Source organism: Streptomyces cyaneofuscatus (assembly GCF_042718795.1).
GTDB lineage: Bacteria > Actinomycetota > Actinomycetes > Streptomycetales > Streptomycetaceae > Streptomyces > Streptomyces cyaneofuscatus_A.
The window spans coordinates 15,360-36,432 of the sequence record NZ_JBHXOX010000022.1 but is presented as its reverse complement, the minus strand read 5'-3'; the positions used below and the strand labels follow the sequence as shown (position 1 = coordinate 36,432).

Below are 21,073 nucleotides of genomic sequence, written 5' to 3'. Positions count from 1 at the left end.
GTTCAGGCCGCCTTCTCCCCGCCGGTGCCGTCGGCGCGCCGGAGGCCCACCCGCCGCCAGACCGCCCGCTGGACCCTGAGCGCGGCCGCGCCCACCACGATCAGCACCACGATGTTCACCACGAGCTGGACGAGCGAACCCCAGGCGTCGCGCCAACTGGTGAACGCGGTGGAGACCGCGATGTCCGCGGCGGCGGGGATCGTCGTGACGGAGATGAACACGCCGAGCAGCGCGCTCGTCCTGGCCTCGGTCAGCGACACGATCCCGACGATCCCGGCCAGGGTGGCGACGGCGATGGAGAAGAAGTTCGGGGTGTTGATCAGGTTGGAGACGGGGCGCAGCCCCCGGTCGAACGCGTCCGACTCCAGGCCGAAACCACGGATGAGAAGGCCGAAGAGGAAGGTCACGACGATCGTCAGGAGGAAGCCCGTCCCCAGCGCGAAGAGGCCGCGCCGCACCATCGCCCCGTGTCTCTGGTCGATCCCGAGCGCCACGGCGACGATCGCCCCGTACTCCGGCCCGACGACCATGGCCGCCACGATCAGGATCTGCGAGTTGGTGACGATGCCGACCGAACCGATCATTCCCGCGATCACGAGATAGAGGTAGAAGCTCGGCCGGTACCGGCCCTCCGCCCGGATGCGTGCCTCGACCTGCTCCCAGACCGGCGCCCCGCGCAGCGGTCCGAGTGCCCGTCGCCCCCCTTCCGCGGCCGCGGAAGCGAAGGCCATGTCCACCGGTTCGACGACCAGCGAGCCCCGCTGGTCGATCCGCAGGGTCCGCAGCCGGTGCAGGACGTCGTTGGCCGCCCCGGTCAGGACGTCGCAGGCGATGGAGTCGCCGTCGGGGTTGCGGGCGGCGTCCCGCCGCACGATCAGGTTGAGCACGCACGGATCGTCCGCGAGCAGGGCGACGGCCTCGTCGGTGAGGTCGGACGGGCTCACCGCGCGGATGTGGATCATGTCCATACCGCTACCTCCGCGGCTCCGGCTGCGGCTCTCCGGATCCGGCTCCGGCTTCCGTAGGACGGGACTCCGCCCGGCCGGCGGCACGGGGGTCACTCCAGTAACGCGGCCCCGGCCCCGTTCGGCAAACCGGGCACCGGCCGGCCGTGGAGCCGCCGCCCCCTCGGGCGGCCACGGGGCCGTACTGGGAGGATCGGGGCGTGGATACTCCCGATGCCCTCCCCGAACCGCTGCCCGGGGCCGACCGGGCCCTCGCACCGGACACGGCGGCCGAGGACGCCCCGCCCCGCCGACTGATCCGCTGCCGCCTCTGCGGCCGCCCCCTCACCGGCGCGGACTCCCGCCGCACCGGCCTCGGCCCGTCCTGCGACGCCAAGCTGCACCCCGCGCCGCCGGACATCCGCACCCGCCGCCACGAGGTCGAGCAGGACCCGCTGCCGGGCACCTGAACGGCGCTCAGCCGTCCGGCCCGCCCTCGGGCACCTCGTCCAACACCAGAGCGGCGAGCTCCAGGAAGGCCCTGACCGAGCGGGAGCGCAGCCGGCCGACGTCGATCACACCGCTGCTCGACAGATAGGGGTCGAAAGGGACGAAGACCAGTCGGCCCGCGTCAGGAAACTCCGTCCTGACCTGTCGGTCGGAGGCGCTCGACGCCTGCGTCCCGCTGAGCCGCGTCGCCACGACGACGGCATCCCGGCTCAGCGCCGGATACCCCAGGTCCGCCACGGCGTCCAGCGTGCGGCGCGCCGCGGTCAAGGAGTCGGTACCTGTGGTGCAGCAGACGACCAACCGGTCCGTGGTGCCCAGCACGACCTGCGCCGACCGCCACAGACGCGGCGAGGCCCAGTCCGTCAGAACGGCCGGGTAGTGGCGGTCCGCGATGTCCAGCACTCTGCGGTACTCGTCCGGATAGGCCGGGCTGGTGCTCGCGTGCGCGGCACCGTGCGCCAGCACCTCCAGGCCCGAGGGAAGTGACGTGGTGAAGCGCCGTACCTCCTCGTACGACGCGTCGACCGGCAGCGTCGTGAGGTCGCGGACCGTAGCCGGATTCCTGCGCACCAGTCTGCCGAACAGGTCGCCGGCGTCCGGGGCGCCGTCGAGTGCCAGCACCGGCCGGCCGCGCACGGCGGCGATGACCGAGCCCAGAACATGGGTCGTCGTGGCCCGCCCGCATGATCGGTGCGACCCGACCAGCGTGATCCGGCGTCCGTACGCGAGGGGCCTGCGCGCGCCCTCCAGCCATAGCCGGTCCTTGCCCCACCGCCGGACCGCCGACAGGCCGAGCGCCCGCTCGCCGGCCCTGAGGGACAGCGGTTCCTCCTGCGTCAGCGGCCGGCGCGGTGCGCCGCGCGAGCTCTCCGCGCCGGTGGTCGGATCGCCGGAACCCGGGGTGCGCTGGGAGACGATGGCGACGTACCGTGCCAGCACCCCGGCCGTCTCACTGGCTGAGGGCCGCCGGGCGGGATCGGGGTCCACGCAGCGCAGCACCTGGTCCCGCAGCGGTTGCCAGGAATCGCCCTGCCACAACTGCATGTCCTGCGAGGTATGGGGTGTCAGCGTCCGCTTGGTGCTGATCAGCCGCAGCAGCTCGCCCAGCTGCCGGACGCTGTCGGCTTGCGTCGGCTCCGGCCCCGAACCGGCGTACTCACCGTCCACGGCGCAGTCCGAGAGTCCGGACAGCAGGACGGAGCGGCCCTTGACGATCACCGTGTCGGCGGCGAGCCGGGCCGGCACGAGTCCTTGCAGATGGCACAGGCTGAGGGCGCCGGCCAGATGCCAGCCCAGCGTCAGGCTGCCCAGGATGTCCAGCGCGGACTGGCGGCCGGGCGGGACCTCCTCGAGGAGGTCCCGCAACAGCGGCAGAGGCGCGGTGACGGGTTCCACCAGCCCCACCGCGATCCAGGCGGGCCGGTCGGTGAGTCCGGTGGCCAGCAGCGGGGGCGCGTACCGCCCGTCGAGTCGCCGCAGGGCCTCCGCCTCCGTCGCCAGGAGCTGCGTCGTCGCCGCCGGCAGATCCGGCCGTGCCACCCGCACGGCCGCCCCCTGCCCACGGCCCCGGCCCCGGTAGACGATCGTCCGCTTGCCCGGCCGACGGCCCAGCAGCCGGTAGGGGCCCAGCTGCTCAGGGTCGGAGGGCAGCAACGGCGCCCACCCCCCGGGCCCGGACGCTTCGACCGCCGGATCCTCCCCGGGAGCCGGGGACGGATCGGCCCAGCGCGGCGAGGCCACTCCGAATCGGGCCAGCAGCCGTTGCTCCACGACAGTGAACGAACGGAACGCGGCGGGGAGCCGCTCCATGCCGTCCGGATGTGCCAGCCAGGCCGGGAAGTCCGGTGAACGTCCCGCGAGCCGCTCCAACGAACGCCCGATGTCCCGGCTGGTGCGGAGCAGTTCCGCGCGCGGCACGGTGTCCAGCAGGGATCCTCTGACGTCCTCGTCGAAGTCGAAGATCCGGTGCTGGGCGGGGAGCGGCCCCGGCACCGGAGCCTCCACCTGCCGGAGCAGTCCGCCGAGGAACACCTCGGCCAGGTCCCCCGTCCCGGCCCGCCACGGGACGGCCGACTGCACCAGGCGCATCACCGGTACGGAGACGGGGGAGACGGCGGCCAGATGGGCCGCGAGGCGGTACGCGCCGGGAGTCGCCGCGTCCCGGAACGACTGCACCTCGCCCACGGCGGGGGCCGGGCCGACCGCCGCGTGGAGCCTCGGCCGGGCCAGCAGGGGCAGCTCCACGGTCGTCCCCGGCGAGGTCAGCAGCCGGGCCCAGTCCCGGGCGGCCGTCGGAGAGGGCTCCAGCACCGGGACGGGGACCCCGGTGAAGTCCGCGAGGCCGGCGGGCAGCACCCGGTCCGTGATCGCCCACGCGGCACTCGCGCCGCCCGGCCGGTGCGTCGTCGCCTGCCAGCGCTCCGCCTGGATCCCCGACCCCTCCCAGAGATGCGGCGGCAGCGCGTGGACGAGGGCCACCGGACCGGCCTGTGCCCAGCCCTGGAGCACGTCGTGCATGGAGCCCTGGCGCCAGGCGGTCCCCATCCCGTCGCTGACCACCATGATCAGGGTCTGGCCCGAGGGGTCGGTGACGACCGTCGCGGGCATCCTGCCGCTGCCGGGGTCGAAGGGGCGGCCGGTCAGCACCGGCGGGTTGGACGCCCGGGTGTCCAGGCCGAAGAAGCGCACGGAGCGGAACGCGCCGAGCCGCTGCATCATGGTCCGCAGCTCGGCCGCCAGCCGGTGCCACAGCAGCATGGAGAGGCCGTCGTCGACCACGAGCACCAGATCGAGCCAGCGCTCCCTGGCCGGCCGCATCACGACATCGGGCAGCCCGGTCTCCGCCAGCATCGCCGCCGTCGCCGCCTCGTCCAACTGCCGGCGCCACCGGCTCGGCCGCTTCTGTTTAAGCGGGCGCAGCGCCCGTCCGAGGGCCAGCTCGTCGGCCAGTCCCTTGAACTCCGGTACGCGCAACGGCAGGGCGGACCGTTCACGGGCGGGGGACCCGGCCGCCGCGATCCGGGGCGGCGGCTGCGGGCGGCCCGGCGCACGCAGCGGCGCGGCGAACAGCTCGGGCGCGGCCCGGTCCGCCCGCTCGGTCTCCGCGTCCGGTGGGCCCGGCGGACCGTCCGGGGCGGGCTCGGCGGCCACCGCGCGCTCCCCGGCGGCGGCGAACCCGGCCCGCTCCACGGCCCGGACCCGGGCCAGCGGCAGCTCCGGCCCCGCCGGCAGCCGCCCGGCCAGCCACAGCACGTCGAGGACCTGCTGCGGATCGAGCTCGTGCCCCGCGTCCCGTAACACCCGCAGCACGGAAGCCAGTCCGTCGTCCGCCTCCTCCCGCGCCGGTCCGTCGGCCACCCCTGCCCCGGCCATGGTCAGACGGTCCCCGACAACTGGTGCAGCACCGCGTTCAGCAGCCCCTCGGCGTCCAGGTCGACCCCGCTGCCGCGCAGGAACACGGCGTTGAGTAACTGGTCGGTGGCCAGCTCGCCCGGGGCCCGGCGCCGCAGGAAGGTCTGGAGCAGGTCGTCGATCTCCCGCAGCGCCTCCTCGCCCAGGTGCGCGGCGACGATGGCCCGCAACTGCTCCTCGTCGGGGACCGGCAGATCGAGACGGACGCAGCGGCGCAGGAACGCCGCCGGGAAGTCCCTCTCACCGTTGCTGGTGATGACGACCACCGGGAACTCCGTGCAGTGCACCCGGCCGCGCTCCACCGTCGCGGTCCCGTCCCCGTCGGCCGTCAGGACCTCCACCGTCGCCTGGTCCTCGGGCAGCCGGATCAGCTCGGGGACGTCGAAGACGCCCTCCTCGAACACGGTCAGCAGGTCGTTGGGGAGATCGACATCGCCCTTGTCCATCTCGTCCACGAGCAGGGCGCGCGGCGAGGAGCCGGGCACCAGCGCCGTACCGAGCGGGCCCAGGCGGATGAAGCTGCCGATGGAGGGCTCCGCCTCGCCCCGGTCGCGGCTCAGCGTGGTCTCCCGCAGCCGCCCGATCGCGTCGTACTGGTAGAGCGCGTCCTGCACGTTGGAGCGGCTGTTGACGGGCCAGCGCAGCAGCGTCCCCAGGCTCAGCTCATGGGCGACCGCCCGTGCCAGGGACGACTTGCCGGTGCCGGCCGGGCCGGTCACCAGCAGCGGCCGCCTCAGGTGCAGGGCGGCGTTGACCACGTCGGCGTGCTCGGCGGAGATGAGATACGGCAGCGGCCCGCGCGCCCGCTCCGGCGCGCCGAACCGGCGCCACGGCGGCGCGCCGGGCATCGCCACCTGGCGCCGGACGCCGTCACCCTTGAAGATCCGCCAGTCCCCGGCCGTCGGTGTGCTCATCAAGTCTCCTGTGGTTCGGACAGCTGAAGCTGGGGAACGGTCCGGTCGGCGTCGGCCCAGGCCAGCACCGGGCGGCCGGGGAACTGCTCGGGGCCGTGCACGGACTTGGCGCGGTAGGAGCGCACGCCCTCGGGGAGCCCCCGGGTCGCCACCCGGGAGATGTGCTCGACGGCGGCGGACCCGCCGCTCCCGCTCCTGTCCCACACCACGACCGGCACCCCCATGGCCAGACACACCTGAACGATCTCGTCACGCGGGCGAGGGGGAGCGTCGACGGACACCCGGACCGCGTCGAGCCGGTCCAGCAGGGTGCCGTAGACCTCGCGGGGCTGGGCCGCCGCGTCATCGAACCGCAGCGACGCGCCCGTGTCCAGCTCACGCCAGCGGCGCCGCCAGTCAGGGAGGAAACGTTCGTTGCGGCGCAGGAGTTCCGGGCAGTTGACGACCACGGGATACTCGGCCCCCAGGACGCCCGGCACAACACCGTCCGGCCCGAAGCACTCCCACTCGTCGATCGGCAGGTTGAGCCCGGCCCGGTCGACGAGGACCTCGACCAGTGGCCGGCGCCCCTCGTGATCGTCGCGGTAGAGGGATTGGAGAACCCGCAGCAGTTCGCCCGCGGCCTCCGTCCCGGAATAGGTGGCTCCGCCGTCCGACGGCACCTGCCGGGGCCCCGCTCCCTCGTCGCACCAGACGCGCAGCCGGAACCGGTCACCGTCGGCCCGCACGACATGGGCCAGCAGCCGGGCGGGCCCGCCCGTCGAGGCGACCGCCGCCGCCCAGTCCCCGGCGTCCGAGCGCCGTTCGCCCAGTGCCGACCTCGGTATCCCCAGCCGGGCGGCCACCCCGTTGTTCCAGAGCCGGAGTTCGGCGCGCTGCGCTGACGACCCCAGCACGGCGACGTACTCCACCACCCGCAGCAGCGCGGGCACCCGCACGTCCCGGCCGTCGGCGCTGGTGCGGCTGTCACCCTCGAGGCACTCCAGTGCGTCCAGAAGGGCGTCGATCCCCACCGAACCCGGATCCACCGACAGCGGAGCGACCAGTGGCAGCGCGGCCCGGACCGTCTCCGGCAGCCGGTCCAGCAGATGGTCCGGCAGCGCGTCCAGGAACGTGTGCAGCCTGCGGTACTCCCGTGAGGAGAGGAAGCGGTACGCAGGGGAGAGCGGCCCGATCGAGAGCAGATCCGTGACGACGCCCGGCTCCCGCCGCAGCACCTCGGTGAGCGCGGCGATCGCGCGCGGTTCGCCCACCAGCAGCCGGGCGAACTCGGCAGGCGTCGGAGCCGACCCGTCCCGAGGGGTGGAGAGGCCGAAGCGCTCCGCCACCGCACGGCCCGCGTCGGCCCGCAGCACCGGTGACGGCATGGCCCGCTCGATCAGATCCGTCAGCAGCTCCACCGTCGGGTCCTCGTCGGGAGCCGCCGTCAGAGGGTCGAACAGGTGGCCCGCCCCGGCCGCCCGCAGCTCCTCCTCCACCCGCTGCCACGGGATGCACCAGCTCCGCCGCGCGATGTCCTGGCTGCTGAAGGCGTACGGGTGCCCGGTGGCCGGGTCGGACGGCGGCATGATGTGCGCCGCGACGATGCCCACGACGGCACGCTCCGCACCCCACCAGACCGGCCCGCCGCTGTAGGCGGGGCCGATCGGCATGCCCATCGGCTCGCCGTCCACGTACCCGATCACATCGTCACAGGTCTTCACCCGGACGTCGGCGAACGAGCTGCGCAGGTTGGTGGCGTGCCACGCGCGCAGCGACTGGCCCTCCGCCATCCGCCGCCGCTCGGGCACCGCGACCTGCTCGGACCCCGGGACCTCCAGCCGCAGCACCGCGAGATCGCCGAGCCACTCCTGGTCCCGGTCCTCGCGGACCGGCCCCTGCCCGTCCAGCCGGCGGGGCGCCACCCAGTGGGTGACCCGGCCGGCGTACCTGCGGGTGCTGGTGGCCCCGTGCACCACGACCGTCACCGTCCCGCGGGCCGGCAGCCCGGCCGCGAACATGTCCCGCCCCAGCGCGTCGTTGACCACATGGGCGCAGGTCAGCAGGTGACCGGCGGCCAGCATCACCCCGGCGCCCGCCGTCCTGCCGTCGTCGGCGCGCAGCAGGGAGACCACGAAACGCTGCGGATCGGCCGATCCGGACGGTCCTGGCGCGGTGAACCAGTCCACGTCAGCCCGTGGGCCCGGCCGGCTGCCAGGTGGCGGAGACGGTGAGATGGGCCTGCCCGGCGGAGGTCACGACGCCGAGCTTCAGGTCGCCGCCCACCTGGATGCCGAAGGTGACGTTGACCTCCTGCGGCGGCCGGTCCGCGGACAGGACGGCGTCGTGCACCTCCTGGATCAGCGGCCCGAGCGGCTCCAGCGCGGTGCGCAGCGCGCCCGCCGCGACCACGGCCGCGCCACGGCGCCCCCGGGCCACCGGCACGCTGCGCCCCATGCCCTCGGGAAGGTCGTCCACCGGCCCGCCGGACCTCTCGGGCGGTTCCGGTCGGGACGGGTCCGGCCGGGATGCCCCCGGCCGGGACTCCTCCGGGGCGGTCAGCTCGAAGCGGACCGCCGTACCGTCGGCCAGGATGAGCTCAGCGAAGTTCGACACCCCCACAGTGTGCCGGGGAATCATCCGCCGGTCAGCGGATACGCCCAACTCCCGTGCACCAAGGTGCGGTTGCGGGGTGGAGCGGAATCATCCGTTCAACCGCCGGAACAGCCCCTCCTGCACCACCGACACCAGCAACTGCCCCGTACGGTCGTAGATCCGGCCCCGGGCCAGACCGCGCCCGCCCGTCGCGATCGGCGACTCCTGGTCGTACAGGAACCACTCGTCCGCCCGGAACGGCCGGTGAAACCACATCGCGTGATCCAGGGACGCCATGTCGAAGCCGCGCGGGCCCCACAGCGGCTCCACCGGGATGCGCACCGCGTCCAGCAGCGTCATGTCGCTCGCGTACGTCAGCGCGCAGGTGTGCACCAGCGGGTCGTCGCCCAGCGGGCCCACCGCCCGCATCCACACCGCGCTGCGCGGATCGGCGTCCCTGATCTCGTCCTTCGTCCAGCGCAGCCGGTCGACGTAGCGGATGTCGAAGGGCTGGCGGCGGGCCATCCGCTCCAGCGCCTCCGGCAGTGCGCCCAGGTGCTCGCGCACCTCCTCGGCGACCGTCGGCAGCTCCTCCGGGTCCGGCACGATCCGGGCCGGCGGCAACTGGTGCTCGAAGCCCGCCTCCTCGGGGCGGTGGAAGGAGGCCGTCAGGTTGAAGATGGTCCGGCCCTCCTGGACGGCCGTGACCCGTCGGGTGGTGAAGGACCGGCCGTCCCGGACCCGCTCCACCTGGTAGACGATCGGCACCCCCGGGCGGCCCGGCCGCAGGAAGTAGGCGTGCAGCGAGTGCACCGGCCGCTCCCCGTCGGTGGTGCGGCCCGCCGCCACCAGCGCCTGGCCCGCGACCTGCCCGCCGAAGACCCGTTGCAGGGACTCCTCCGGGCTGCGGCCGCGGAAGATGTCGACCTCGATCCGCTCCAGGTCGAGAAGGTCGACCAGGCGCTCGGCCGGATTCGTCATGCCGTACCTCTCCACTCCACTGCCAGGGGGTCTCTCACAACTGGCCGACCTTCGTGACCCGGACGACCGCCCGGCCCTCCTCGTCGGACGCCGCCAGGTCCACCTCGGCCTGGATGCCCCAGTCGTGGTCGCCCGCCGGATCGGCGAACGCCTGCCAGACCCGCCACAGCCCGTGCGCCGGGTCCTCCTCGATCTTCAGCAGCTTCGGGCCGCGCGCGTCAGGGCCGGTGCCGATCTCCTCGTGCGCGTCCCAGTACGCGTCCAGCGCCTCGCCCCACGCGTCCTCGTCCCACCCGGAGTCGCCATCCAGCTCGCCCAGAGCACCGGCCCGGTCCAGCGCGGCCAGCTCCACCCGCCGGAACATCGCGTTGCGCACCAGCACCCGGAAGGCGCGGGTGTTGGCCGTGACCGGCTTGACCTCGTCCGCCTTCTCCTGCGCCTGCTCGGCGGTCTCCACCTCGGGATTGGCCAACTGCTCCCACTCGTCCAGCAGGCTGGAGTCCACCTGACGCACCATCTCGCCGAGCCAGGAGATCAGGTCCTGGAGGTCCTCGGACTTCACGTCGTCCGGGATCGTGTGCTCCAGCGCCTTGTACGCGCTCGCCAGATACCGCAGCACGATGCCCTCGGTCCGGGCCAGCTCGTAGTGCGAGGTGAACTCCGTGAAGGTCATCGCCCGCTCGAACATGTCCCGGATCACCGACTTCGGCGACACCGGGTGGTCGTTCACCCACGGGTGGCTCGTGCGGTACACGTCGTACGCGTGCCACAGCAGCTCGCTCAGCGGCTTGGGGTACGTGACCTCCTGGAGCAGCTCCATCCGCTCCTCGTACTCGACCCCGTCGGCCTTCATCTGCCCCACGGCCTCGCCGCGCGCCTTGTTCTGCTGGGCCGCCAGGATCTGCCGGGGATCGTCCAGCGTCGACTCGACGACCGAGACCATGTCCAGCGCGTACGAAGGGGATTCGGCGTCCAGCAGGTCGAACGCGGCCAGCGCGAACGTGGAGAGGGGCTGGTTCAGCGCGAAGTCCTGCTGGAGGTCGACCGTCAGCCGCACGATCCGGCCCTCGGCGTCCGGCGTCTCCAACTGCTCCACCACCCCGCCGTCCAGCAGCGAGCGGTAGATGGCGATGGCCCGCCGGATGTGCCTCAGCTGCGCCCGGCGCGGCTCGTGGTTGTCCTCCAGCAGATGCCGCATCGCCTCGAAGGCGTTGCCGGGACGGGCGATGACCGCGAGCAGCATCGTGTGGGTGACCCGGAAGCGCGAGCTCAGCGGCTCCGGATCGGACTGGATGAGCTTGTCGAACGTGGTCTCCGACCAGGCGACGAACCCTTCCGGCGCCTTCTTACGGACGACCTTGCGCTTCTTCTTCGGGTCGTCGCCCGCCTTCTTGACGGCCTTCTCGTTCTCGATGACGTGCTCGGGGGCCTGCGCCACGACGAAACCGGCCGTGTCGAACCCGGCCCGCCCGGCCCGCCCGGCGATCTGGTGGAACTCCCGCGCCCGCAGGGTCCGCACCCGGGTCCCGTCGTACTTGGTGAGCGCCGTGAACAGCACCGTACGGATGGGTACGTTGACGCCGACGCCGAGCGTGTCCGTACCGCAGATCACCTTCAGCAGGCCGGCCTGGGCCAGCTTCTCCACCAGGCGGCGGTACTTGGGCAGCATGCCCGCGTGGTGGACGCCGATGCCGTGGCGCACGTACCGCGAGAGGTTCTGGCCGAACTTGGTGGTGAAGCGGAAGCTGCCGATCAGATCGGCGATCTTCTCCTTCTCCTCCTTCGTGCACATGTTGATGCTCATCAGCGACTGCGCCCGCTCGACGGCGGCGGCCTGCGTGAAGTGCACGATGTAGACCGGCGACTGCCGGGTGTCCAGCAACTCGGTGAGCGTCTCGGTGATCGGCGTGAAGCGGTACTCGTAGCTCAGCGGCACCGGACGGGTCGCCGAGCGCACCACGGAGGTGGGGCGGCCGGTGCGCCGGGTCAGGTCCTTCTCGAACATCGCGACGTCACCGAGCGTCGCCGACATCAGCACGAACTGCGCCTGCGGCAGCTCCAGCAGCGGGATCTGCCAGGCCCAGCCACGGTCCGGCTCGGCGTAGAAATGGAACTCGTCCATCACGACCTGGCCGATGTCGGCGTACTTCCCGTCGCGCAGCGCGATGGAGGCCAGCACCTCCGCCGTACAGCAGATCACCGGGGCGTCCGCGTTGACCGAGGCGTCACCGGTCAGCATCCCGACGTTCTCGGTACCGAAGAGCTTGCACAGGTCGAAGAACTTCTCCGAGACCAGCGCCTTGATCGGCGCGGTGTAGAAAGTGACCTTGTCCTGCGCCAGCGCGGTGAAGTGCGCGGCCGCCGCCACCAGGCTCTTGCCCGAGCCGGTCGGGGTGGAAAGGATCACGTTCGCCCCGGACACCACCTCGATCAGCGCCTCCTCCTGAGCCGGATACAGCGTGATGCCCTGGCTCTCGGTCCATGACGAGAAGGCCTCGAAGAGGGCGTCGGGGTCGGCGGTCTGGGGAAGCTGGTCGATGAGGGTCACGCCCCCATCTTGCCTGGCTTCGGACCGGATGAGGGAACCGGCGGGCGCCACGAAGATCATGGGCGATACGCTGCGCACTCAACCAGCCCGCGCCGTACCGGTGATGGGCACACCATGCTCTGGGGGCGGAACAAGCCATGATGGGACCGGCACACTCGCTGTCAGGAGCGGCTGCCTGGCTGGGGGTGGGTGCGGCGGCCGCCGCCACGGGTCACACGATGCCCTGGCCCGTCCTCGTCGTCGGCGCGCTGATCAGCGCGGGAGCCGCCCTCGCCCCCGACCTCGACCACAAGGCCGCGACCATCTCGCGCGCCTTCGGCCCCGTCTCCAAAGCACTCTGCGAGATCACCGACAAGGTCTCCTACGGCGTCTACAAGCTCACCAAGAGCAAGGCCGACCCCCGCCGCACCGGCGGCCACCGCACCCTCACCCACACCTGGTTCTTCGCCGTCCTGATGGGCGCCGGCTGCTCCTTCGCCGCGGTCAGCGGCGGGCGCTGGGCGGTCCTCGCCATCCTCTTCGTCCACCTGGTGCTCGCCGTCGAGGGCCTGCTCTGGCGCGCCGCCCGGGTCTCCAGCGACGTCCTCGTCTGGCTGCTCGGCGCCACCAGCGCCTGGATCCTCGCCGGCGTCCTGGACCAGCCCGGCAACGGCGCCGGCTGGCTCTTCGACGCCCCCGGACAGGAGTACATGTGGCTCGGCCTGCCCATCGTGCTGGGCGCCCTGGTCCACGACATCGGCGACGCGCTGACCGTCTCGGGCTGCCCGGTGCTGTGGCCGCTGCCGATCGGCGGCAAGCGCTGGTACCCGCTCGGCCCTCCGAAGTTCATGCGGTTCCGGGCCGGTAGCTGGGTGGAGATCAAGCTGCTGATGCCCGCGTTCATGGTGCTCGGAGGAGTGGGCGCGGCAGCGGCCCTCAACGTCATATGACCCGGCGGCCGTGTCGCGGGCGGGCGGCGCGCCCGGTGCCTCATGAGCGGGCGGTCCGCCCCGGCCCGTAGCACCATGGCCGCATGCTGCTCGCCGAGCTCGCCCAGGTATCCCTGGCGGTCGCCGCCACCTCCGCCCGGTCCCAGAAGGTGGCGCTCCTCGCCACGCTCTTCCGGGACGCCGGACCCGAGGACGTGCCCGTCGTCATCCCGTACCTCGCCGGACGGCTGCCCCAGGGCCGCATCGGCGTCGGCTGGCGGAGCCTCGGGGACCCGGGGGAACCCGCCGCCGAGCCCACGCTCACCGTCACCGGCGTCGACGCCGAGCTGACCGCGCTGGCCGCGATCTCCGGCACCGGCTCCCAGGCCCTGCGCCGGGACCGGCTGCGCGCCCTGTTCGCCGCCGCCACCGCCGATGAGCAGCACTTCCTGCGGGCCCTGCTGACCGGGGAGGTCCGCCAGGGAGCCCTGGACGCCGTCGCCGCCGACGCGCTGGCCAAGGCCGCCGAGGCCCCGCCCGCCGACGTCCGGCGGGCCGTGATGCTCGCCGGGTCGCTCCAGGAGGTGGCCCGGACCCTCCTCGCGGAAGGCCCCGAAGCGCTCGCCGCCTTCCGCCTCACCGTGGGGCGGCCGGTCCAGCCGATGCTGGCCCACACCGCCGCCTCCGTCACCGAGGCCATCGACAAGCTGGGCCCCTGCGCCGTGGAGGAGAAGCTCGACGGCATCCGGGTCCAGGTGCACCGGGACGGCGACCGGGTCCGCGCCTACACCCGGACCCTGGACGACATCACCGACCGGCTGCCCGAACTGGTCACCGCCGTCGCCACGCTGGAGACCGGGCGCTTCATCCTGGACGGCGAGGTGATCGCGCTGGGCGATGACGGCAGGCCGCGCCCCTTCCAGGAGACCGCCGCCCGGGTGGGCTCACGGCGGGACGTGGCCGCCGCTGCCGCCGGCGTACCCGTCGTGCCCGTCTTCTTCGACGCCCTCTCGGCCGACGGCGAGGACCTGCTCGACCTGCCCTTCGCGGAGCGCCACGCCGCTCTGGCCCGGCTGGTCCCCGAGGCGCTGCGGGTCCGGCGCGCGCTGGTTCCGGACCCTGAGGACGAGGAGGCGCGCCGGGCCGCCGAGGCGTTCCTCGCCGAGACCCTGGAGCGCGGCCACGAAGGCGTCGTGGTCAAGGACCTGGCGGCCGCGTACAGCGCGGGCCGCAGAGGTGCCTCCTGGCTCAAGGTCAAGCCGGTGCACACCCTGGACCTGGTGGTGCTGGCCGCCGAATGGGGGAGCGGCCGGCGCACCGGCAAGCTCTCCAACCTCCACCTGGGCGCGCGCCGCCCCGACGGCACGTTCGCGATGCTCGGCAAGACCTTCAAGGGGCTCACCGACGCCCTGCTGGAGTGGCAGACGGCGAAGCTGCGCGAACTGGCGACCGGCGAGGACGGACACATCGTGACCGTACGCCCGGAACTCGTCGTGGAGATCGCCTACGACGGCCTCCAGCGCTCCACCCGCTACCCGGCCGGTGTCACCCTCCGGTTCGCCCGAGTCCTGCGCTACCGCGAGGACAAGACGGCCCAGGAGGCCGACACGGTGGAGACGGTCCTCGCACAACAGCGGTGAGCGCGCCCTCCTTCGCGAGGAGGGCGCGCCCGTACGCCGGTCAGTGCTTGATGACGGTCGACGCCGTGTGCTCCTTGATCTGCTCCGGCGTCAGATAGGCGTCCGTGTACTCGAAGTCCCGCAGCGTCGCCGCCTTGCGGGACTGGAACCCGGTCCGTACGAAGTCGTCACCGGCGACCGCGTTGAGCATCCAGTTCGTCATGACCCGGGTCTTGGCGACGTTCGTCCGCAGCGCCGACCAGTGGTAGCCGCGCGCCACGGCCTGCGCCGGCAGCCCGCGCAGCTCGATGCCGAGCGGCTTGGAGACCGCGTCCTTGCCACCGAGGTCCACGACGAGACCCAGGTCCTTGTGGACGTAGTCCCTGAGCGGCTGGTTGCGCAGCGAGGCGATCAGGTTGTCCGCCATCACCTTGCCCTGGCGCATCGCGTGCTGCGCGGTCGGCGGGCAGACCGCCCCGTCGCCCTTGGCCAGGTCGGGCACGGCGGCCGCGTCGCCGAGCGAGAACACCCCGTCCGAGCCCGGCAGCTTCAGCTGCGGCGTCACGGCGAGCCGGCCACGTACGGTCTCCGCACCGAGCGTGGCGATCAGCGGACTGGCCACCACTCCCGCCGTCCAGATCAGGGTCCGACAGGGCAGCACCCGGCCGTCGGTGAACGTGACCTCCTCGGCCTCGGCCTTGGCGATCGAGACGCCGAGCGACACGTCGATGTTCCGCTTGCGGAGGATCTCCAGGGCGGCCCGGCCCAGCGTGTCGCCCAGTTCCGGCATCAGCTTGGGCGCGATGTCGATCAGATGCCACTTGATCAGCTTCGGGTCCAGCCGCGGATAGTGCCGGATCGCGTTCGTGGTGAGCCGTTGCAGACAGGCGGCCGTCTCCGTGCCCGCGTAACCGCCGCCGACCACCACGAACTGGAGCCGCGAGGCCCGCTCCGCCTCGTCGTGGCTGGCGTCGGCCAGATCGAGCTGGGCGATGACGTGGTCGCGTACGTACGCCGCCTCCGCCAGCGTCTTCATCCCGCGCGCGTGGTCCAGCAGACCGGGGATGTCGAACGTCCGGGTCACACTGCCGGCGGCCAGCACGATGTAGTCGTACGGCTCGTTGACGACCTCGTCCGTGATCTTCTTGATCACACAGACCTTGGCCTTCGTGTCCACGCCGATCGCACCACCGGGGATGATCCGGGTGCGGTGGCGGCGGCTGCGCCGCAGGGAGACCGCGACGGACTGTGGGGTCAGCACGCCGGAGGCCACCTGGGGCAGCAGCGGCAGGTAGAGCTGGTAGGAGAACGGCGTGACGAGCGCGATCTCGGCCTCGCCCGGAGCGAGCCTGCGCTCCAGCCGTTGTACACATTCGACACCTGCGAAGCCGGCGCCGACGACGAGAATCCTGGGTGGTGCCACGGTCTGCGTCCCTTCTCGGGCTTGCGTGGTTCTGCGCTCACCTGCCCCGTATACCGGCCGATGCACTCCTCATCCTCACCGGATGCACCCCGGACCGCCTCCCGGCGGGGATGAACGCGCCGCCGCACGGTGGACCGGCGGGGTGCCACGGTCACCTCGGCGGCTCGGTGTGCAGCTCGCGCAGCCAGTGGGCCGAATCTGTGCCGCCGGGCGCGGCCGCAGCGCCGGGAGCGGGGAACATCCGGCCCCAGGAGGCGGCCCGGCCCAGCGCCGCGAGCCGCCACGCCAGGCTCACCGCCCGCCTCAGGTCGCCCGCCGCGATCCCGTCGCCCGTCCACGGCTCCAGATAGGCGTCCCGCAGCCGGGTCAGCACCTGGGACCCGAACCGGTCCCCGGCCGACCGGGCCGGGACCAGCAGGCTGGAGAACGGGTGGCCGACCATGGCGTCGCCCCAGTCGAAGAAGGTGAACCGGCCGGCGGCGGGACGGAAGAGCTGGCCGTCGTGCAGATCTGCATGGTCGAGCGACTCGGCGACGCCCACCGCCGCCAGCTCCTCACACCACTCCACCAGCCGGGGCCGCAGTGCCTCCAGCGCCACCCGCTCCTCCCGGTCCAGCGCCGTGTTCTCCGCCACCAGCGTGTCGAACAGGCCCGGCAGTTCGGGCGGACGCGCAGAAGGGACCCCGAGATCCGCCACCCTCTCCGCGTACGGGACGAGCGCGCGCTGCATCAGCGCGTAACTCCGCAGGGCTTCCTCCCAGTCCGCCGGCGTGCCCGCGCCCTCGTCCAGCACCTGCCGGAACAGCGGCCCGCCGTCCGGCAGCAGGCACCAGCCGCGCTCCGCGTGGACGGCGAGCGGCGACAGGACGTGGTCCGGCACCCAGTCGGCCAGGGCCGCGGCGAGGCCCGCCTCGAAGACGGCGGCAGGCGGCACGGCCTTGAACCACACCGGCCGGGCACCGTGGCCACCGGCGACGAAGAACCGTACGAGCACCGACCAGGGGCGCAGCCGGACCTGCCGGGGGCCCGACTCGCGCAGCCCGTGGGCCGCCAGCCGCCCGGTCGCCCAGTCCAGAGCCTCCGCCCGGTGGTCCGGGTCGTCCCAGGGAGTCCTGGCGTCCGGGAAGCGTCCACGGTCCACGGTCTCGGCCCGGTCGTCGTCACCTCTGCGCATCGGAGCATTCGACCACCCGCCCGATCGGCCGCGCATGTCTATTTCGGTCACCCTCATCCCGTCGAGCCGCCCTCATCCCGTCGAGTCGCCGGCATCCCGTCGAAGGGAGGCGGAGGCGCGGCGAGTACGCTGCCGGTGCGTGCGCGGCCGTGCGGCGCAGGCCTTCCGCAGCCGCCCCGACTCCTCGAAAGCCCCTGGTATGCCACCGCTCCGCGCCTCGCACCCCGCCTCACCGGCGGCCGGGATGGTGCGCGGGCTGCGGGCGGGAACGCTCGCCGTGCTGTGCGTGTCGCTGCCGCTCGCCGCTCATCTCCTCGCGCGCTGCCAGGCACCGCTGTGGGCCGTCGCCGCTGCCGTCGCGGTGGTCGCGGTCCCGGCGGCGGTGGTGCTGACGCGGCGGCGCCTGTCGGACACCCAGGTCGTCGGCGTCCTCGCCGTCTCGCAACTGGCGTACCACGTGGCGTACGCGCTGCCCGGCGTCTGCCGTGCGGTGGGCGCGGGCGGTGTGCCGCTCTGGGCCGAGCATGCGGCGAGCACGCATGTCCCTTCCGGTGTGCTGCTCTCCGGGCAGTTGGTCGCCCTGCTCGTCGCGGCCCGCGCCCTGGGCCTCACGGAGCTGCTGCTCGGGCGCGGTCGGCCCCTGCTGGCGGCGGTCGGCCGACTCCTGGCCTTCGTGCGGCCGTCGGCCTGCGAACCTCGCGTCCAGGGGCCGCGGCGGAGGCACCGAGGGCGTACGCGGCGGCTCAGGTCCGCCGTCCTCGCGCGGCTGCGGTCGGGGCGGGCGCCTCCGCCCACCGTCCTCGCGCCGCCCTTTTCCACCGGACCGACTCCGGTCGGCGGCCTCTGCCTGCCCTGACGGGCCCCGCCCCGCCCGTCCTGCCCCGCCGGGCACACGACCGCCGTCGTGCCCGGCCACATCCATGAGGACGAACGACCCATGAAGAAGCATCTGATCGTCGCCGCGGTGATCCTGGCCGCCTTCGCCGCCGGCCTCGGCTCCTTCCTGCTGCTGGCACCCGAGGACCGCGACCGAGGGATGGCGGACGTCGAGGCCGCCGCCCAGGCCCAGCCCGTACGAGCCTCCAGCCACCGGCTCACCTCGCCGGAGCGGAGCGAGCTGACGGTGGTGGAGTTCCTGGACTTCGAGTGCGAGGCGTGCGGAGCGGTGTACCCGGCCGTGGAGAAGCTGCGTGAGGAGTACGGGGACCGGGTCACCTTCGTCGCCCGCTACTTCCCGATGCCGGGCCACAAGAACGCCCAGCTCGCCGCCCGTACGGTGGAGGCCGCCGCACAGCAGGGCAAGTTCGAGGAGATGTACGGCAAGCTCTTCACCACCCAGGCGCAGTGGGGCGAGGCCGACGAGTCCAAGGAAGCGCTCTTCCGCGCGTACGCCGAGGAGATCGGCCTCGACATGGAGACGTTCACCACCGCGCTGGACGACCCGGCGACCACCGAGCGGATCGAGGCCGACCAGCGCGACGGCCTCGGCCTCGGCGTCCAGGGCACACCGACGTTCTTCGTCGACGGGCTCAGGATCCCGAACCCCGGTTCGTACGAGGAGTTCCGCGCGCTCATCGAGAAGCGGCTCGCGCACGAATGACGCGGCCGCGCGGAGTCCTCACGGTCCGTGCTCCTGGAGCCCCTCACGGTCCGTGCTCCTGAAGCCGCCGCGCGAACCTAGTATGGGAACGCGGGCGCATGAAGAGGGCGCGGGACGGAAGAAGAGGGACGGGACATGCGACGGCTCGGAGAGCTTGAGGCCGAGATCATGGACCGCCTGTGGACCTGGGACAGACCGGCGACGGTCCGCGAGGTCGTGGACGACATCAACCTCCGCCGCCCCGCCGCCTACACGACGGTGATGACCGTGGCCACGATCCTCTACAACAAGGGCTGGCTGACCCGGAGCAAGCAGGGACAGGCCTGGCTCTACACGCCGGTGCGCAGCCGTGAGGCGTACGCGGCGGCCCTCATGGAGGACGCCCTGGGGGCGAGCCGGGACCGCTCGGCCGCCCTCGTCCACTTCGTGGAGCGGATGACCGACGAGGAGGTCGCCGCGTTGCGCGAGGCGCTGCGGGCGACGGGCCGGGGCGGCGAGCTGTGAACGCCGCCCCCGCCTTCCTCGGCTACGCGGCCGCCGTCGGCGTACTGGCTCCGCGCCTGCTGCTCCGCAGCAGTTGGCCGCAGCGCTCGCCGCTGCTGGCGGTCGCCGTCTGGTTCGCGCTCGCGGCGTCCTTCTCGCTCTGCGTCCAGTTGGCCGCCGCGCACCTCACCACACCAGGTGCTCATCTGCACGGCATCCTCTACTCCTGCCGCGCGGCCCTGGGACTCGGCGGCGAACCCGACGGAGGTACGGGGCCTCCCTGGGGCCTCGTGGCGCTCGTCGTGCTGCTCGCCGCCCACCTGTCCGGCTTCGCCTTCCACGCCGTACGGGCGTACGCCGCACGGGCCCGGCACCGCGACGTCCTGGACAAGGTGGGCCGGCCCTCGGCGCAGTTGCGGGCCACGGTGGTGGACCACGCCGAGCCCGCCGCGTACTGCCTGCCGGGCCGCCGCCCGCGGGTCGTCCTCAGCAGCGGCGCGGTCGACGCCCTCTCGCGCGACGAACTCGGCGCCGTCGTCGCGCACGAACGGGCCCACATCCAGGGCCGCCACCACCTGCTCATCGCGGCGGCCCACGCCTTCGCCTGGGTCTTCCCGGTGCTGCCGCTCGCCCGTCATCTGCGCGAACAGATCCCGCTGCTGCTGGAGATGGCCGCCGACGACCACGCCCTGCGCCGCGCCCCGCACCACGCGCTGGCCACGGCGATGTTCACCCTCGCCGCCGGCCGGGCGCCGCGCGGGACGCTCGCGGCCGGCGGCGAGACGGTGGTGATCCGCCTCCGGCGCGTCCTGGCGCCCCAGCGCGGCACCCACCCGGCTCTTCGCTGCACCGTCGGCACCGGCGCTCTCATGGCTCCGCTGCTCCCCGTCCTGCTGACGTGCCACGCCGGACTCGGGTGACAGCCGCCTGCGTCAGATCCGTACGCCCCACATGAACGGCATCCCGCTCCGCGCCATCGACTCGTAGCGCACCTGGGCCCCCGGCTTCGGCGAGTGGAGGATCTGGCCGTTCCCGGCGTAGAAGCCGACATGGCTGAGGTCCGTGCGCATGATGACGAGGTCGCCGGGCTTGAGCGCGCTCAAGGAGCTGATCCGGGTCCCGGCGTCTGCCTGGGCCTGGGAGGTGCGCGGCAGGTTCACCCCCGCCTGGCGGAACGCCCAGGAGGTCAGTCCGGAGCAGTCGAACGAGCCCGGTCCGGTGGCCCCCCACACGTACGGCATGCCGACCCGGGTCTTGGCCGCCGCGAAGGCCGACGCCGTGATGCCCGAGGCGCTGGCCTCGTTGCCGAGCTCGACCCGCTCGCTGGAGCGGTTGGCGCGCTCCTCCTTGGCGGCGATCGCGGCCCGCTCCTTGGCCGTCAGCGTGTTGAGGAGCCGCTGCGCCTCGGCCAGCTTGCCCTGGATCTCCTTCTTCCGGTTCCCCAGCTCCTTCCGGTTGTCCTGGAGGTCGGTGAGCTTGGCACCGGCCTGGGTGCGCTGCTGCTGGAGGGCGCGCTGCTCGGAGAGGAAGCGGTGGAGCGCCTGCGACTGCCGTGCGCCCAGCCGGTCCAGGACCGCCGCCTCGTCCAGATACGCGTCCGGGTCGGAGGAGAGCAGCAGCCGCACCGACGGGTCGATCCCGCCGCTGCGGTACTGGGCGGCGGCCGCCGAACCGAGCCCGCGGCGCAGCTCGTTGAGGTCGTCCTGCTTGCGGGCCACGGCCTCCTGGAGGTTGTCCGCCTCCTTGCGGAGCTTCTCCGCGTTCTCCTTCGCCCCGTTGTACTTCTCCGTGGCCTGGGTCGCCTCTTCATGGAGGCGGTCTATCTGCGCCTGCACGCCCTTCTTGTTCGGATCGGGCAGCGGGTCGGCGGACGCCGGCGAGGCGGAGAGCGCCACGCCCACCGCGGCGGTCGCCGTGAGCACGGAGGCGTAGCCGCTGGTGGGCTGCTTGGGACGACGGTGGGAGGCCACGGGAACGGGCTCCT

General features: G+C 73.1%; 17 protein-coding genes. 7 read left to right on the top strand and 10 right to left on the bottom strand.

Features of this window, described 5'->3' with window-relative positions:
• Positions 1-2: 2 nt before the first annotated feature.
• Positions 3-968, bottom strand: a complete 966-nt coding sequence (locus ACFWRT_RS24380; RefSeq protein ID WP_380952513.1) for a DUF389 domain-containing protein — start codon at positions 966-968, stop codon at positions 3-5.
• Between the two features lie 197 nt (positions 969-1,165).
• Here ACFWRT_RS24380 and ACFWRT_RS24375 point away from each other — a divergent pair, with 197 nt between their 5' ends.
• Complete coding sequence (locus ACFWRT_RS24375) at positions 1,166-1,414, top strand: DUF6011 domain-containing protein (RefSeq protein WP_380952514.1); 249 nt, start codon at positions 1,166-1,168, stop codon at positions 1,412-1,414.
• Between the two features lie 7 nt (positions 1,415-1,421).
• Here the strand turns inward: ACFWRT_RS24375 and ACFWRT_RS24370 are convergent, their stop codons facing one another.
• The 6 genes from ACFWRT_RS24370 to ACFWRT_RS24345 form a co-directional block, all read right to left on the bottom strand.
• Complete coding sequence (locus tag ACFWRT_RS24370; protein WP_380952515.1) at positions 1,422-4,826, bottom strand: SAV_2336 N-terminal domain-related protein; 3,405 nt, start codon at positions 4,824-4,826, stop codon at positions 1,422-1,424.
• 2 nt (positions 4,827-4,828) lie between these two features.
• Positions 4,829-5,779, bottom strand: coding sequence for an AAA family ATPase (locus ACFWRT_RS24365; RefSeq protein ID WP_380952516.1), 951 nt, complete (start codon positions 5,777-5,779; stop codon positions 4,829-4,831).
• On the bottom strand, positions 5,779-7,947 hold the full coding sequence (locus ACFWRT_RS24360; RefSeq protein WP_380952517.1) for a VMAP-C domain-containing protein: 2,169 nt from the start codon (positions 7,945-7,947) through the stop codon (positions 5,779-5,781). The genes ACFWRT_RS24365 and ACFWRT_RS24360 overlap by 1 nt, the downstream gene beginning before the upstream one ends.
• A gap of 1 nt (position 7,948) precedes the next feature.
• The gene (locus ACFWRT_RS24355; RefSeq protein WP_380952518.1) at positions 7,949-8,374 is read right to left on the bottom strand and encodes a CU044_2847 family protein; all 426 of its coding nucleotides are present in this window, start codon (positions 8,372-8,374) and stop codon (positions 7,949-7,951) included.
• 87 nt (positions 8,375-8,461) lie between these two features.
• Positions 8,462-9,334 (bottom strand): acyl-CoA thioesterase, encoded by an 873-nt coding sequence (locus tag ACFWRT_RS24350; RefSeq protein ID WP_380952519.1) that lies wholly within the window; start codon positions 9,332-9,334, stop codon positions 8,462-8,464.
• 34 nt (positions 9,335-9,368) lie between these two features.
• Entirely contained in the window at positions 9,369-11,942 is a 2,574-nt protein-coding gene (locus ACFWRT_RS24345; protein WP_380952520.1) for a DEAD/DEAH box helicase, read from the bottom strand.
• A gap of 77 nt (positions 11,943-12,019) precedes the next feature.
• On the opposite strand from ACFWRT_RS24345, the gene ACFWRT_RS24340 reads away from it, so the two are divergent.
• Entirely contained in the window at positions 12,020-12,811 is a 792-nt protein-coding gene (locus ACFWRT_RS24340; RefSeq protein WP_380952521.1) for a metal-dependent hydrolase, read from the top strand.
• 83 nt (positions 12,812-12,894) lie between these two features.
• Positions 12,895-14,430, top strand: coding sequence for an ATP-dependent DNA ligase (locus ACFWRT_RS24335; RefSeq protein WP_380952522.1), 1,536 nt, complete (start codon positions 12,895-12,897; stop codon positions 14,428-14,430).
• 40 nt (positions 14,431-14,470) lie between these two features.
• On the opposite strand, the gene ACFWRT_RS24330 is transcribed toward ACFWRT_RS24335, so the two are convergent.
• Positions 14,471-15,832 (bottom strand): NAD(P)/FAD-dependent oxidoreductase, encoded by a 1,362-nt coding sequence (locus tag ACFWRT_RS24330; protein ID WP_380952523.1) that lies wholly within the window; start codon positions 15,830-15,832, stop codon positions 14,471-14,473.
• Positions 15,833-15,983: 151 nt separating this feature from the next.
• Complete coding sequence (locus tag ACFWRT_RS24325; protein WP_380952524.1) at positions 15,984-17,006, bottom strand: phosphotransferase; 1,023 nt, start codon at positions 17,004-17,006, stop codon at positions 15,984-15,986.
• Positions 17,007-17,145: 139 nt separating this feature from the next.
• On the opposite strand from ACFWRT_RS24325, the gene ACFWRT_RS24320 reads away from it, so the two are divergent.
• From ACFWRT_RS24320 to ACFWRT_RS24305, 4 genes are all read left to right on the top strand, one after another.
• On the top strand, positions 17,146-17,862 hold the full coding sequence (locus tag ACFWRT_RS24320) for a hypothetical protein (RefSeq protein ID WP_380952525.1): 717 nt from the start codon (positions 17,146-17,148) through the stop codon (positions 17,860-17,862).
• Between the two features lie 81 nt (positions 17,863-17,943).
• Positions 17,944-18,606 carry a DsbA family protein gene (locus tag ACFWRT_RS24315; protein WP_381121348.1) on the top strand — a complete coding sequence of 221 codons (663 nt, stop codon included), beginning with the start codon at positions 17,944-17,946 and terminating at the stop codon, positions 18,604-18,606.
• 135 nt (positions 18,607-18,741) lie between these two features.
• Positions 18,742-19,110 (top strand): BlaI/MecI/CopY family transcriptional regulator, encoded by a 369-nt coding sequence (locus ACFWRT_RS24310; protein WP_380954016.1) that lies wholly within the window; start codon positions 18,742-18,744, stop codon positions 19,108-19,110.
• On the top strand, positions 19,107-20,009 hold the full coding sequence (locus tag ACFWRT_RS24305; protein WP_380954017.1) for a M56 family metallopeptidase: 903 nt from the start codon (positions 19,107-19,109) through the stop codon (positions 20,007-20,009). The genes ACFWRT_RS24310 and ACFWRT_RS24305 overlap by 4 nt, the downstream gene beginning before the upstream one ends.
• A 12-nt stretch (positions 20,010-20,021) precedes the next feature.
• Here ACFWRT_RS24305 and ACFWRT_RS24300 read toward each other — a convergent pair whose 3' ends face one another.
• The gene (locus tag ACFWRT_RS24300; protein ID WP_380954019.1) at positions 20,022-21,059 is read right to left on the bottom strand and encodes a C40 family peptidase; all 1,038 of its coding nucleotides are present in this window, start codon (positions 21,057-21,059) and stop codon (positions 20,022-20,024) included.
• Positions 21,060-21,073 lie beyond the last annotated feature (14 nt).

Coding starts and splice junctions, on each gene's coding strand:
- ACFWRT_RS24370 (WP_380952515.1), bottom strand. CDS start 4,826: ATGGCCGGGGCAGGGGTGGCCGACGGACCGGCGCGGGAGGAGGCGGAC.
- ACFWRT_RS24340 (WP_380952521.1), top strand. CDS start 12,020: ATGATGGGACCGGCACACTCGCTGTCAGGAGCGGCTGCCTGGCTGGGG.
- ACFWRT_RS24380 (WP_380952513.1), bottom strand. CDS start 968: ATGGACATGATCCACATCCGCGCGGTGAGCCCGTCCGACCTCACCGAC.
- ACFWRT_RS24350 (WP_380952519.1), bottom strand. CDS start 9,334: ATGACGAATCCGGCCGAGCGCCTGGTCGACCTTCTCGACCTGGAGCGG.
- ACFWRT_RS24315 (WP_381121348.1), top strand. CDS start 17,944: ATGAAGAAGCATCTGATCGTCGCCGCGGTGATCCTGGCCGCCTTCGCC.
- ACFWRT_RS24345 (WP_380952520.1), bottom strand. CDS start 11,942: ATGATCTTCGTGGCGCCCGCCGGTTCCCTCATCCGGTCCGAAGCCAGG.
- ACFWRT_RS24310 (WP_380954016.1), top strand. CDS start 18,742: ATGCGACGGCTCGGAGAGCTTGAGGCCGAGATCATGGACCGCCTGTGG.
- ACFWRT_RS24365 (WP_380952516.1), bottom strand. CDS start 5,779: ATGAGCACACCGACGGCCGGGGACTGGCGGATCTTCAAGGGTGACGGC.
- ACFWRT_RS24335 (WP_380952522.1), top strand. CDS start 12,895: ATGCTGCTCGCCGAGCTCGCCCAGGTATCCCTGGCGGTCGCCGCCACC.
- ACFWRT_RS24325 (WP_380952524.1), bottom strand. CDS start 17,006: ATGCGCAGAGGTGACGACGACCGGGCCGAGACCGTGGACCGTGGACGC.